Here is a 14405-nt window from a genome sequence, read left to right on the forward strand (position 1 = left end):
TTGGAAGGTTGTAAAGTTGGCTTAATTGTTGGATTGTTTCATTGTTAGAAGGGGTTATATTACCCTAAAAATAACTTTTCAACCTTCCAACTTTACAACCTTTCAACAAAGAGATTACATCAGGAACCCACCGCCCAGCAGATCATTCCCTTCATAGAATACAGCAGACTGACCCGGGGCTATGCCGCTTACATTGTGGGTGAAATCCACTTTCATATGCTCGCCCATTTGTACGATGGTGCTTTGGGTACCGGCATCTTTATAGCGTATTTTGGTTACCGCTTCAATAGGGTCGATGATGCTTTCGTATTTAACCAGGTTAAGGTTGCGCACCCAGGCTTCCTTGCGTTCCAGTTCTTCCTGCGTACCTAAAACCACGGTATTGGTATGCGGATCAATACGGGCTACAAACATGGGATGACCCAATGCAATGCCCAATCCCTTACGCTGACCAATGGTATAAAAAGGATAGCCCTGATGCTGGCCCACTACAGTGCCGTCTGTAAGCACGAAATTGCCTTTGCCTACACGTTCGTCCAGGTCTTCCACTTTATGGCGCAGGAAGGCCCTGTAATCGTTATCGGGCACAAAGCATATTTCATAGCTTTCGCTTTTACCGGCTAATTCTACCTGGCCCATATCTAAAGCCATTTGCCTGATCTCTGCTTTAGTAAAGCTTCCTAACGGGAATTTGGTACGTGCAAGGTTTTTTTGAGATACGCCCCAAAGCACATAAGACTGGTCTTTATTTTCATCCAAACCCTTAGATACCACATAACGGCCATTATCGTGCATACGGATATTAGCGTAATGCCCGGTAGCTATAAATTCGCAATCCAGCTTATCGGCACGCTTTAACAAAGCTTCCCATTTAATATGGGTATTGCACAAAACGCAGGGGTTAGGGGTACGACCGGCGAGATATTCATCCACAAAGTTATCGATCACAAAGTCACCGAATTCGCTGCGTATATCGAGGATATAATGAGGAAAACCATAACCTACAGCTAATGCACGTGCATCGTTGATGCTATCCAGGCTACAGCAGCCGGTTTCTTTAGAGCTACCGCCTGAGGAGGCATAATCCCATGTTTTCATGGTAAGGCCGATCACTTCATAGCCCTGTTCGTGCAGCATAATTGCCGCAACCGAGCTATCAACTCCGCCACTCATCGCCACTAATATCCTGCCGTGCTTACTCATATGGGCTGCAAAGATACGGTTTTTGAAATTGTTGTTAAGTCAGGGTATGGTAATTTGTGATGGGAGTAGGTTATCAGTTAACCAGTTAATCGGTGATTGGTTAATCAGGTGTGTTCTGTGAGGGAGTGTTACCAAATAAAGAACGGAACAGTTTTGAGTGGCAGTTGCAGTAATTTGATTTGGATGTCACAACTTGTAACGACAATAGGGGGAGTGCGACGGACGGACGGTGGTTGTGGGTTTGTTGTTATTATATTTAAATTAAGACATTATATAATCAACATATAAATCTGATTATCAATTTATATTTCGTTAAAGTTAATGTCAGCCCTGCCTAATAACTGATCACCGGTTAACTGATCACTGAACAAACACCGTCTTTATATTCACAAATTCATGGATACCAAACATGCCCAGCTCGCGACCGTAACCGGATTGTTTAATACCTCCAAAAGGCAAACGCGGATCAGATTTAACGAGTGAATTAACGAAACAAGAACCTGCCTGTAGTTGGGTTGCAGCTATTCTTTCACCTTTCTTTTTGTCTTTAGTGAATACGGCAGAGCCTAAGCCAAAGGTGCTGTCGTTGGCTTTTTTTATAGCATCAGCTTCATCTTTGGCGACGATTATAGATGCTACGGGACCGAATAATTCCTCATCGTAAGCGGGCATACCCGATTTTACTTTGGTGAGGATGGTTGCCGGATAGAAGGCATTCTTGCCTTTTGGTAGTGATCCGCCTAAAATGCATTTGGCGCCTTTCTTTATAGATAGTTTAACCTGTTCATGCAATTGGTTACGAAGATCGCTGCGAGCCTGCGGGCCTATGGCTGTATTGATATCCAAAGGGTCACCCAGCTTTTTGGCTTTCATTTTACTTAGGAATAACTGTGTAAATTCCTTTTCAACTGACCTGACAACGATGAACCGTTTGGCAGCGATACAACTCTGGCCGCTATTGATGATGCGGCTGTTCACGCAAGTTTCGGCTGCTTGTTCCAGGTTGGCGTCGGCCAGGATAACATAGGCATCACTGCCACCTAATTCAAGAACAGTTTTTTTGATAAACGAAGCTGCTTTTTGTGCTACCATTTTACCGGCATTGGTACTGCCTGTTAAGGTGACAGCCTGTATTAATGGGTTCCCGATGATGTGTTCAACCATGGTATTATTTACCATAAGTGATTGAAAAACATAGTCGGGAAAGCCTGCCTGGTGAACTACTTCTTCAATAGCCTGGGCGCATCCGGGCACATTCGAGGCATGCTTCAATACGCCACAATTACCGGCCGCCAAAGCAGGAGCAAGGAAACGGAACACCTGCCAGAAAGGGAAGTTCCAGGGCATTACGGCCAGTACTACGCCTATAGGTTGAAAGGTTACAAAGCTTTTAGAGGCATCTGTTTCGATGATCTGATCGCTTAAGCATTTGGATGCATTGGATGCATAATATTCGCATACAGCGGCGCATTTTTCTATTTCAGATACACCCTGGTTTACAGGTTTGCCCATTTCATGGGCCATTAGTATCGCAAATTCTGATTTGCGGGTTTGCAATACCGCAGCCATACTGGTCAAAAGCCTGCTACGCTCTTCATGAGAAGAGTTTCTCCACTTAAGCCATGACTTATGCGTCTGAGCAATCTTTTGCTCAACTTCTTTAATGGTATGTGCGTGGTACTTCTTTAATACTTTCCCGTTGACGGGATTGATCGAAGTTAGGTTCATAACTGTCTACCTCTCAAAGTTAAACAGTTTATCCAAAAAATAGTTGCACTAATTACGGATTGCGCACCTGCCCGTCGCCTTCAACTATCCATTTATAGCTGGTAAGCTCCTGCAAACCCATCGGTCCGCGGGCGTGGAGTTTTTGGGTGCTGATGCCAATTTCGGCCCCTAAACCAAATTGGGCACCGTCTGTAAAGGCAGTTGACGCATTAAGATATACAGCAGCAGCATCAACCTTATTCAGGAATATAGCTGCATGTTGGGCATTCTCCGTAATAATAGCCTCGCTATGTTTTGAGCTGTGACTGGCAATATGATTTAAAGCTTCATCAAAACTATCCACTGTTTTAATGGCCATTTTATAGTCTAAAAACTCTGTGCCGAAATGTTCTGGTTGAGCTTTTTGAAGTAGATTATCAGGGTAATTACCTTTTAGGGAGCCGTAAGCTCTTTCGTCTGCAAATATCTCAACATCTTTTTCAGACAGCTTATTAACTAATTCAGGAAGATCAGAAATGCGGGATGAATCTATCACCAAACAATCCAGCGCATTACAAACACTTACACGTCGAGTTTTCGCGTTAAATACGATCTCAGTGCCTTTTTGAAGATCGCCAGTTTCATCAAAGTACGTATGTACAATGCCTGCACCGGTTTCAATTACCGGCACTTTACTTTGTTGGCGAACACGGTCGATTAAATTCTGACTGCCGCGAGGAATCAATACATCGATGTATCCGGTAGCATTCAGCAATGCTTCAGTAGCTTCACGCTCAGGAGGCAATAACACCGCAACATTTTTATTGATGCCATGCTTAGTCAGTACGTCGTGAATGATCTTGATAATAGCTTTATTAGAAAACTCCGCATCACTTCCGCCTTTCAAAATACATACATTACCCGTTTTAAAGCAGAGGGCGAATACATCAAAAGTAACATTAGGACGGGCTTCATAAATCACGCCAACAATACCCAAAGGAACACTGATTTTTTTAATGTTCAAACCATTAGGCATCGTCTTCTCTGACAGGATACGACCAAGCGGATGAGGGAGATTGGCCACGTTTACCATGTCCTTAGCAATATCCTTTATGCGGGCCTCAGTTAATTTTAAACGATCATATTTGGGATCGTTTACATCCATGCGGTCAAGGTCTTTTTTATTTTCCTGGAGCAGGAGCGTAGTTTGAGCTACTGCGGCCTCTGCCAGGTCATTCAGTACAGCAACTATGGTATCAGGCGAGACACTTACAATGTCTCGGCCTGCTAATAATGCATCTTCAAAGTATTGTTTGTATTCCATTTCGTAAAATCATAATGCCCGATATTTCTCAAGTGTCCCGGCTGTTGTCAGCAATTGGTACCCCCGTGACGGACGGACGACACAAGATCAATTCTGTAAATAAAGGTAATCATAATGCACCAGCGCTTTCTGGTTTTTATGACCGATACGTTCCTTTGCTTTTTCTGAGCCATATTCGGCAATACCTAAACCTATTAGCTTATCCTGTTCGTCGATCAATTTAATGATCTCTCCTTTATTAAAATCAGCTACAATACTTACAATGCCAACCGGCAGCAAACTAGTTGCTTTGCTGGATAGCAAGGCCGCTTTTGCGCCGTCATTTACCCTGACAATGCCTGTGGCGAAATGCACAGAATGTGCTATCCATTTCTTTTTGCCTGATTTGGTTTTATCAGGAATAAATCTGGAATGAATCACTTTATCTTCCAGTACATCGTTTAGAATATTATCTCGTGTGCCATTTGCAATATGCACTGCGATACCCAATTGCGCCACTTTTTGGGACATAGTTGACTTGGTGATCATCCCGCCACGACCAAATTGAGATTTACCTGAAGAGACAAATGCTGATAAATCAAGTGTTGAATTATCGATCTCCTCAATCACTTTTGAACTGGAAAGTTTTGGGTCGCCATCATAAATGCCATCCACATTAGTTAGGACGATTAACGCCTGAGCATTTAACATAGAGGCGATCAACCCGGCAAGCTCATCGTTATCGGTAAACATCAGCTCGGTCACTGAAACCACGTCGTTTTCATTTACTACGGGTATTACCTGGTGTTGCAAAAGCACTTCGAGGCAATTACGCATATTGAGATAATGCAGCCGGTCGCGGAAATCTTCCTTGGTGACCAGTATCTGCGAGCAAAGCATATTATATTCACCAAACAGGTTGGAGTAAGTATTAATAAGCTTCACCTGACCTATAGATGCTAATAATTGCCTTGCTGCTACGGCATCCGCCTTATCAGATACCGTGATCATACTCCGGCCGGACGCCATGGCACCTGATGATACCAATATCACTTCTTTTCCCTGCTTTTTGATAGTTGCAATTTGCTCCACAAGGTGGCTAATGCGTTTCAGATCGGGTAGGCCGTCTTTTTGCGTTAAAACGTTGGAACCGATCTTTACTACAATGCGGTGGTAATTGAAAGCCATTGGTATACGTATAATTCAGGCTTCAATATTAATAAATTATAGGTTATTGATGGGAATTATAGTGATAATAATTGATTGCAGTGAATAAACAGGTTAATTATCTATCTTAAGATTTAGCACGGTGATGAAATTGGCCAATTTAGTAGTGGTATCCGGCTTCCAACCAATAGTGACCTTTAATGGGAATTTAGAAGTGTCGGTAACGCCAAAACTGCTTAGATCCTGGAATGTCCTGTAAAATTTTGAAGTATCAGTTGTGAACTTAATGAAATAACCGCCACAAGTTGCACAATCGTAGTACGCAAAGTTTTCGGTAATTGTACCCTCGTTTACATGATAAGGTAGTTGTTCATGACCCTTTTTGCAGGCCAAAAAAGCAGCTGATATAAATAATAACGTGATTAGTTTGCAGGTATACCTTTTCATAACATCGTTGAATTAAATGCCAGTACGTTAGATAGTCATGAAACGCTACAACTAATCTTTTTATTTAGTGTTTATGATTAAAAATACTTATTAAACACAAAATGAAAAAGTTAATCATATTGACCGTTTTAGTATTAACAGCTATCGGAGCATTCGGTCAAACCAAAACTAAGACCGACGACACTTCTAAAAATGCACCAGTTACAACCAACACGGCTTTTAGAGTCCATTATGACTACGTGTTTAAGCGAAATACCGATGGCTCTTACTCAGCATTGTACCCTGTGCAGGTCAATGGTGATATGATCGGTTCAGGGGCATCGTTCCCACCCGGCACATCTTTTGGCGGAGTAGATGTGGCTGCTTATGCAGGGCATGACCTGATGATTGACACAGTGAATAAGGTGGTGATTATAAGGAAGTTCTTGAAGTAGTCTGAATCAGAATTTGCAGAATTAAAAGATTTTCAGAATTCTGTTAATTCTTAAACGGCGTAGCCCTCTTGAGCACCTATAAAAACAATCATTGCGAAAAATCCTGCAAATTCTGATTCAGACATTTAACTAATAAACCCTTTCACATATTCCTTAGTCAATTCTTTTTGCGGGTTCAATAACAGTTCTTCGGTCGCGCCGAATTCAATGATCTTACCCATGTAAACGAAGATGATGTAATCGGATACCCGACGCGCCTGGCGCAGGATGTGCGTTACCAATACGATGGTATATTTTTGTTTGAGATGAATGAATAAATCCTCGATAATGCTGGTCGATACCGGATCAAGGGCTGAAGTGGATTCGTCACCTAAAATGATCTCCGGCTCAACTGCTAATCCGCGAGCCAGGCATAAACGTTGTTGCTGGCCGATAGATAGGCGAGTTGCAGGAGCATGAAGGCGATCTTTTACCTCATTCCATAAGCCGGTTGCTTTTAGTTGGGTTTCTACTAATTCATCCAGCTCAGCCTTTTTAGGGTTGCCGTGCAGGCGAGGACCGTAAGCTACATTATCATAAATAGACATCGGCAGGGGATACGGTCGCTGTGAAAGCAGGCCCATCTTTTTGCGGATGTGGGTTACTTCGGCTTTGGGATCGTAAATGTTTTCCCCGTCTACTAATACCTTGCCGGTCACTTTTACATCAGGTGTATCATCCAGTAAGCGATTGAATGACTTGAGTAAAGTAGTTTTACCACAACCCGAAGGCCCGATGATAGAGATCACTTTTTTGTTAGGGATATTAATAGTAATGTCTTTTAGTATTTCGTGATCACCCACGCTTACATTTAAATGCTGAACACTGATATGCGGATTATTTGTCATGACTACTGGATTTTGTTTTTAGAGAACCGTTTTGCCAGAAAAGACGATAAAACGGTAATGATCAATACTACGATGGTTAATATTAAGGCTGATGCATAAGCGCGCCCCTGTACTTCTTCGACAGGGCTGCCTAATTGGAAAAATATAGCTAATGGTAACGTAGCAGCAGGTTGATGAAGTGATGTTGGAATGTTATCGCTGAAACCGGCTGTAAATAACACCGATGCCACATCGCCGATTGCGCGACCGAAGGATAATAGAATTGCGGTAAATATCCCCGGTCTGATTTGTCTCAAAACTACTTTAGACATTTCCCATCGGGTGGCGCCTAAGGCCAATGAAGCATCACGAAGTTCTTTTGGAACGGTGATGATTACTTCATCCAGCGTACGCACCAGTATGGGAATTACTAACAGAGTTACTGCCAGGATTCCACCAAGCAGTGATGCCTTAATCCCAAAATAAACCATAATGAGAAAGCCGAATGCACCGTAAACAATCGATGGTATGCCGAACAGCACATCAAAAGCTATTCTTAGTGAATTTGCGATAACGTTCCTGCTGCCCAGATACATATTGATGTAGATGGCTACAGGTATACTAATGAACAATCCCAATATGGTTGCACCACCAGCTACATACAATGAACCGATGATGGCATTTAAAACGCCGCCTTCTTTACCTATATAAAAGCCACCACCTGGTATTTTGGTAATCATATCCCAGTTCATAAAAGGAACGCCTTTGTAAAATATGGTACCGACGATGAGAAAAAAACTACCTGATACGATGATAATCGACAGGAGCATCAATACCCTAAAAAGGTTTTCTTCTAATTTTCGTCTTGTCATGCTGCCAGTTTCCTTTCCAGTCGGGCTAAGATCATCCTTGATATGATGTTGAATAATAGAATAATGATGAACAACAGTAATGCTGCGAACATTAGTGCGGAATCATACATGGGTATTGATAGCATCTCGCCGTAATTATTGGCGATCAATGCAGGTAGGGGGTAGCCTGAATCAAATACTGAATGCGGCACATCAGCATTATTTCCACAGACCATCAGCACAGCTATAGTTTCACCAAAGGCCCTTGAAATTGCCAGCACTGTAGCAGCTATTATACCTGGTTTCGCTTTGCGCAGATAAACTTTTCGGATGGTTTCCCATTTGGTAGCACCTAATGATAAGGATGCTTCTTTTAGCTCTTTCGGAATGGTGTTCAGTACTTCACATACAATACTGACGATCAATGGAAATATCATTACTGCAAGCACAATACCACCGGCCAGTACACTATAACCAGTAGAAAACTCGACAAAATGCGGTGCTATGTGATTTTGAATAAGAGGAATAATAAAGAGCACTCCCCAAACACCAAAAATTACCGGGGGTATGCCCGATAACAGGTTAACAAACGGAACCAGTATTTTCCTTACCCGCTGGGGCGCATATTCTGTAATATAAAACGAACTGAGCAAACACAGCGGCAATGCGATAATAATTGCTATGCCCGTGACCCAAAGCGTGCCCATTATGAAAGGGAAAAAGCCAAACCGCCCTTTAAGTGGTTTCCATTCGCTGGAGGTAAGCAATTGCCACCAAGAAGAATTACTAAGCACTGGGGCGGATTTATAGTATAACCCAATGCCTATCACCACCACTACCGAAACCGATAGTATGGTGAGGATAAGCATTATTTTTGAAAGAACTTTATCTTTTAGTAGCCTGAATTTTTGCATTAGAGATTTAGTTGATTGGTTAAGTGGTTGAATGGTTGATTATGTTAAGTGGTTGATTATGTTAATTCAACATAATCAACCACTTAACCATTCAACTACTTAACTTTCTAATTTACTTTCTTCAATTCCTCAGCTATTTTCTGTTTTGAAAGCTGGATATAGCCGTTCTCATCAACATACTTCTGGCCTTCGGTCAATACAAACTTTACAAATGCCACCAGTTCAGGGCGTGTTGGTTTGCCTTTGAAAAGAAATCCAAGGTTACGTGCCGGAGGGGATGGATATTTACCAGAGGCAATAGCATCAGTTAAATTATCTATCGTATCATAAAAGTTCTCGTCAGCATCTATCTTACCATTGCCGTTTACATCAATGGGCAATGCATGTACACCGGCTACCTGTTTGCGGGTTTTCAGATCGTACAGGTAAGCCAGGTTGTTGTAACCTATTCCGGTAACATCCTTTTTAACAGCCTGGGCCAGACCCGGATCACCATAAACACCTACACCAAGCAGGTCTTCTTGTTTTTTGTTGAAGTATTTGGCCCAGGTTTCAGCTGCACCGGCGGCATCTGAACGGGTATAAACGTGAATTGGAACAGATACTTTTCCACCTAATTGATTCCAGTTTTTAATTGAGCCGGTAACAAATACATTGGCAAACTGGTCACGTTTTACACCTTTCGATTCCAGAGTTGCAGCGTTGGGATTGCCGGTATTAAAGGTTGGTACCACTGCATCTTTGGTTACATAAATGGTATAAGCTCCTTTTTTAACTTCAGCAGGATTGATATCCCTTGATGCGAGGCCAATATCTACCAATCCAGATAGAGCATCAGTAATACCTTTGCCCGCACCACCCGCTGAGATATTGAATACGACGTTCGGGTGTGCTTTTTTAAACTCCTGCGCCCATTTTACAGTAATAGGATAGAGGGCAAATGCACCGGAAATATTGATGGTACCTTTCAGGTCATCGGGTGCTGGTTTGTTTTCAGCCTTTTTGAAGGATGATAATGTGACAACTATACCGGTAATTGCTGCAAATGATAGTATAGTTTTCTTATTAAATAATATGCGTTTCATTGTTGTTGCGTTTGCGTTTTTTTAGAATGCGATCTGTAATTGTGCTTCCAGGATGTTGTTTTTGATTTGTACTGTTTCTTCGCGTTTGTACAGGTAATCCACAGCCAGCTTAGTCCATTTATTAAATACGAAATTCACACCGCCGTAATAAATGGTTGAACGATCTGTCAAAATTGTCTTAGTTGGATCATAAGTATCGTATTTAGCCACTAACTGAATTTGTGGTATTACATAATAACCAGCCTGTGCATACCAGCCATCGCGGTGAACAGAGCCATCAGTGCCGTGCAGATACTCAGCGGTTACTGAGAACGGACCGGTAACATAGCGACCATCAAAACCATAACGATTACGTGCCTGCGTAACCGGATTAGGTACTTTTGTGGTAGCTAATGGAATATCTTCACCTTCGTATATGCTGCCTCCAAAATCAAGGCCTTTGATAGGATGGATGCCCAAACGGCCCGCGATATCTTTGTGGTTGTTATTGTCGGTAGTAACGTCATAGCCTGCACCGTTAAATACACCGAATGTATAATCGAACAAATATTGATCATTTAATTTGGCAAAGCTGCCGCTTATTTGGACACCGATGTCCCGGCCATTTTGGTTACCGATCACATCTTTTGATCGTCCGGCTAAAGCTTCAACTACCTGCGAACGGTCGATGAAATCCAACTGGGAGTCAGAAACCAAACTTTCATAAGTAAGCGGAACTTTAAACTGACCAGCCTGAATCTTCAGGAAGTCGGTAAATCTGTAAGCTGTATAAGCGTCGAGTAGTTTAGCTCCGCTACCAGCAAATTCGGTATAAACTTCATACGACCAGTTGTCGGTGATATTACCTTTTGCATCCAAACGGGCACGGTGCATGTCGAATGCATCATTTACACCGCTTTGGGCAAAGCCCTGGTAACGTGCCTGTACCAAGCCACTTATCTGCAAGGCGCGGCTACCTATGGAAATGCTGTGTTGGTTTTCTTTGTCTTTGTCGCGTTTCTGCTGCTCTTTCAAAGCAAGGTCAGAGCGGAGGGAGTCTGCTTCCTGCTGAGTTAATAAATTCTTTTTGATAAGCAGGTTGATCAGCTCATCATTTGATTGAGCTTTAGATGCAATTGCCGAGGTTAGGATGATGACTACAAATAAAATTCTTTTAAGGTAAAGTGTTTTCATTTTAGGGGTTAAGTTGTTTTTTTGATTTGAATGCCTGTTGTCTATTATCTATTAAAACCATATAATCTATATAATCTACTGATTTAGTAGTGTAAATATGAAAAGTTTAAATGAATAAGTCAAAAAAGATTTCAACTATTTTTTCAAATTAACTTATATCTACCTGATTAACAGATAAATAATTTCACTACATAGAGAGCGATAACTGCATAAAAAAAGCCGGTAATCAGAACGATTACCGGCCCGGAACCAGTAAAGTAACCTCTTAACTTTATTGTATACTGTCTCCCTGTTTGATCTCGTCGGAGGCGTGAAGGAGTATTTTATCATTCGGTTTCAGGTCGCCGAATACTTCAGTAGAATCATTACTGTTGAGTCCTTCTTTAATGTCAACCAGGCTTGCTTTGCCATCGCGAACTGTTACAACATATTCCTTTTCGGTAGAGCGGACAATGGCTGAATTAGGTACTAATAATGATTTGGCGCCAGATACCATCGGGATTTTAACTTCAGCATACATACCGGGTTTTAGTTTACCATTCTGATTGATTACATCAATCTCAATAGCTTCCTGGCGCATACTGCCTAAAGCATTGGCTGAACGGCTGATCTTAGCAGTATGTTCCTGCCCAGGCATCGCATTGAAGATGAATTTTACGGGCTGGGTCAGATCAACCTTATCTACATAATCTTCTGGAATGTATACTGTAAGACGCATTTTATTAACGTCTTGTATAATGAGCATTGGCTGATCGGTTTCTTTACCCGGAGCAACAAGCGCACCCGGAGAAACATTCCTCTGGACGATCATACCATCAAAAGGAGCGTAGATACGCAAATAACCCTGCATGGTACGCACAGCTTCAACATTTGAATGTTCTGATTGAGCCATTGCAAGGTCTGCTTTCATTTTCGAGCTGGCATTATCCAAATCCAAAGGTGATACAGAACCAGGTTCTTTGGCGGCTTCCTTCAAACGTGCATATTTCTCTTTACTGGCTTCAGCATTTTCCTGGGCCTGTATATACCTTGAATTGGCGGCTTGCAATTGTGCTTCCATTTCGGGTGCTTCCAAAATCATCAACAACTGACCTTTTTTAACCATTGAGCCCCGGTCGACAAACAATTGTTTTACAAAGCCATTGACTTTTGGGAAAAGGTTTACTTCATTAAAGGGCACTAACTGCCCTGGTAAACTGGCCGAGCTTGATAATGCCTTTTCGCTCACTGTGCCAAATTCATATTTACCTGTACTTTTATCGTTGCCGGATTTTTCGGTCAGATCAACGGGCTTTTGATTGCCTGAACATGCTGCAAACAAAGCTGTCGCAGCTATTAACAAATACGATCTATATTTCATGTTGTAGAATATTTAAATTGGTGGTTTCGGTTGACTCTTCGGGCATCAGTGCCGGTGAATCGTAAGTTGTTTTTTCCTGTACCCAGGCAAAAACCATTGGTAGTATGAATAAGGCGGCAAAAGTGGATGCAAACAGTCCGCCGATTACAGCACGGCCAAGCGGAGCGGATTGCTCACCAGCTTCACCTAAACCGGAGGCCATCGGTATCATACCGGCGATCATTGCCAAACTCGTCATCAAAATAGGCCTTAAACGGATAGATGCACTGGTTACCGCAGCTTTGGTAGAGTCTTTATATTTCAGCCTTAAATTTTCGGCGTTGGTTACGATCAGGATCGCGTTGGCAACAGATACCCCGGTCGACATGATCATACCCATGTAGGATTGCAGGTTGAGCGTGCTTCCTGTAATTAGTAAAGCCGTAATCGATCCTAAAATTACTGCAGGAATAGTTACCAATACGGTTAACGATACTTTGAACGATTGATAATTAGCTGCCAGTAACAGGAATATAACGAGAATGGCAAAACCCAAACCATTTTGCAAGCTGTTTAAGGTTTCCGTAAGTAAACCCGACATACCACCAACTTCTGCAATCAATCCTTTTGGTGGAGTACCAATAGATTTCACCGCTTTTTGCACATCAGAAGTAGCAGTGCCTAAATCCTTTTTATAAATATTCGCCCCGATGGTTATAAAGCGACGGGGGCCTGTACGGTCATATTCAGCCGGAGCGGTAGTAAGTTTAAAGGTGGCCACATCGGCAAGGGTAGGACTGCTCTTGCCTTTTACCAGCGGAATCTCTTTCAACTCATCCATATTGTTCATCACGTACTCCGGTACCTGAGCCTGCACCTGGTAGGTGTATGCATTCTTCTCATCAAGCCAAAGATTTTTTAATGTAAAACGGCTGGAAGAGGTACTGGCGGTAACAGACCGGGCAATATCGCTTACATTTAAGCCCAATTGCGCCACTTTCAACCTGTCGAGTGAAATAGCAATTACCGGGTAATCTAAAGGCTGATTGATCTGTACATCACGCAGATAGGGGATTTGTTTCAGCTTGGCCAAAACTTTATAGCCATAAGTTTTAATCTGATCCAGATCTTTTCCGGCAACTTGCACTTCGATAGGAGTGTTAGCACCCAAACTCATGATCTTTTCAGTCATATCGATCGGCTCAAAAGTGATCGTCATTTCGGGTAGGGCGTGAGCAATGTTTTTGCGCAAGGCATCCTTCAGCTCATCCATATTGATATGGTAATCTTCGTCCAGGTTCACCTGCAAAACTGCTTCATGGGTGCCTGTATTAAACACATACAGGTTACTGCTACCAAAACTACTCGGCACCAAACCAATGTATCCGGAAGTGATCTTTACGTGATTATTTACCGTCTGGTTAATAATATTAAGAACTTGCTTAAACTTATCTTCAGTACGTTCAAGCCGGGTTCCCTGTGGTTCCTTTATTCGTATCTGGAATTCTCCATTATTGAGCTTAGGCATCATGTCTTTACCTATAAACACAAAGCCTACAGCTGCCAAAGCAATCACAACAACAAGATAGGTAAGCACATACAATTTTTTGCGCGGCATCATTCGTTTGATGATTGCTATGAAGCGCATTTTTACACGTTCAAACAGATCATTTTCTTCAGGATGTGCTTCTTCTTGCTGCTGATGCATCTGTATTTGGTCTTCTTCAGGGTGATCAAGCGACTCACCTGCATGGGCATGTATTTCGCCATGGTGGTAATGCTGGTAACGTTCAGCTTTAATCATCCAGTTACTCATGATTGGCACCAGTGTTTGTGCTAGTATGTAGGAAACGATCATGGTCAAACCGATAGACAATGATAACGGCAGGAACATCGCCTTCGGCACGCCATTCATC

General features: G+C 42.3%; 13 protein-coding genes. 1 reads left to right on the top strand and 12 read right to left on the bottom strand.

Annotated elements, in window-relative coordinates; all coding sequences use genetic code 11:
- Nucleotides 1-114: 114 nt before the first annotated feature.
- The 5 genes from mnmA to VIM89_RS15405 form a co-directional block, all read right to left on the bottom strand.
- The gene (mnmA, locus tag VIM89_RS15385) at nt 115-1203 is read right to left on the bottom strand and encodes a tRNA 2-thiouridine(34) synthase MnmA (RefSeq protein ID WP_488157058.1); all 1089 of its coding nucleotides are present in this window, start codon (nt 1201-1203) and stop codon (nt 115-117) included.
- A 360-nt stretch (nt 1204-1563) separates the two neighbouring features.
- The gene (locus VIM89_RS15390; protein WP_488157059.1) at nt 1564-2931 is read right to left on the bottom strand and encodes an NAD-dependent succinate-semialdehyde dehydrogenase; all 1368 of its coding nucleotides are present in this window, start codon (nt 2929-2931) and stop codon (nt 1564-1566) included.
- A 52-nt stretch (nt 2932-2983) separates the two neighbouring features.
- A complete protein-coding gene (locus VIM89_RS15395; protein WP_488157060.1) occupies nt 2984-4234 on the bottom strand; it encodes a glutamate-5-semialdehyde dehydrogenase in 1251 nt (416 codons plus the stop codon).
- 87 nt (nt 4235-4321) lie between these two features.
- Nucleotides 4322-5401: a glutamate 5-kinase gene (proB, locus tag VIM89_RS15400; RefSeq protein ID WP_488157061.1), complete on the bottom strand. Its 1080-nt coding sequence runs from the start codon at nt 5399-5401 to the stop codon at nt 4322-4324.
- A 93-nt stretch (nt 5402-5494) separates the two neighbouring features.
- Nucleotides 5495-5827: a hypothetical protein gene (locus VIM89_RS15405; RefSeq protein WP_488157062.1), complete on the bottom strand. Its 333-nt coding sequence runs from the start codon at nt 5825-5827 to the stop codon at nt 5495-5497.
- Between the two features lie 101 nt (nt 5828-5928).
- Between VIM89_RS15405 and VIM89_RS15410 the strand changes: the two genes are divergently transcribed.
- The gene (locus VIM89_RS15410) at nt 5929-6261 is read left to right on the top strand and encodes a hypothetical protein (RefSeq protein ID WP_488157063.1); all 333 of its coding nucleotides are present in this window, start codon (nt 5929-5931) and stop codon (nt 6259-6261) included.
- A gap of 125 nt (nt 6262-6386) precedes the next feature.
- Here the strand turns inward: VIM89_RS15410 and VIM89_RS15415 are convergent, their stop codons facing one another.
- The 7 genes from VIM89_RS15415 to VIM89_RS15445 form a co-directional block, all read right to left on the bottom strand.
- The gene (locus VIM89_RS15415; RefSeq protein ID WP_488157064.1) at nt 6387-7148 is read right to left on the bottom strand and encodes a phosphate ABC transporter ATP-binding protein; all 762 of its coding nucleotides are present in this window, start codon (nt 7146-7148) and stop codon (nt 6387-6389) included.
- A 2-nt stretch (nt 7149-7150) separates the two neighbouring features.
- The gene (gene pstA / locus VIM89_RS15420) at nt 7151-7999 is read right to left on the bottom strand and encodes a phosphate ABC transporter permease PstA (protein WP_488157065.1); all 849 of its coding nucleotides are present in this window, start codon (nt 7997-7999) and stop codon (nt 7151-7153) included.
- Nucleotides 7996-8892: a phosphate ABC transporter permease subunit PstC gene (gene pstC, locus VIM89_RS15425; protein WP_488157066.1), complete on the bottom strand. Its 897-nt coding sequence runs from the start codon at nt 8890-8892 to the stop codon at nt 7996-7998. The genes pstA and pstC overlap by 4 nt, the downstream gene beginning before the upstream one ends.
- Before the next feature lie 107 nt (nt 8893-8999).
- Entirely contained in the window at nt 9000-9977 is a 978-nt protein-coding gene (locus VIM89_RS15430) for a PstS family phosphate ABC transporter substrate-binding protein (RefSeq protein ID WP_488157067.1), read from the bottom strand.
- Nucleotides 9978-9998: 21 nt separating this feature from the next.
- The gene (locus VIM89_RS15435) at nt 9999-11150 is read right to left on the bottom strand and encodes a porin (protein WP_488157068.1); all 1152 of its coding nucleotides are present in this window, start codon (nt 11148-11150) and stop codon (nt 9999-10001) included.
- A gap of 271 nt (nt 11151-11421) precedes the next feature.
- Nucleotides 11422-12510, bottom strand: a complete 1089-nt coding sequence (locus VIM89_RS15440) for an efflux RND transporter periplasmic adaptor subunit (RefSeq protein ID WP_488157069.1) — start codon at nt 12508-12510, stop codon at nt 11422-11424.
- Nucleotides 12500-14405 (bottom strand): efflux RND transporter permease subunit (locus VIM89_RS15445; protein ID WP_488157070.1); only part of this gene is annotated, 1906 nt, incomplete at its 5' end. The genes VIM89_RS15445 and VIM89_RS15440, both read right to left, overlap by 11 nt.

The sequence above is a fragment of the Mucilaginibacter sp. genome, assembly GCF_036568825.1.
GTDB lineage: Bacteria > Bacteroidota > Bacteroidia > Sphingobacteriales > Sphingobacteriaceae > Mucilaginibacter.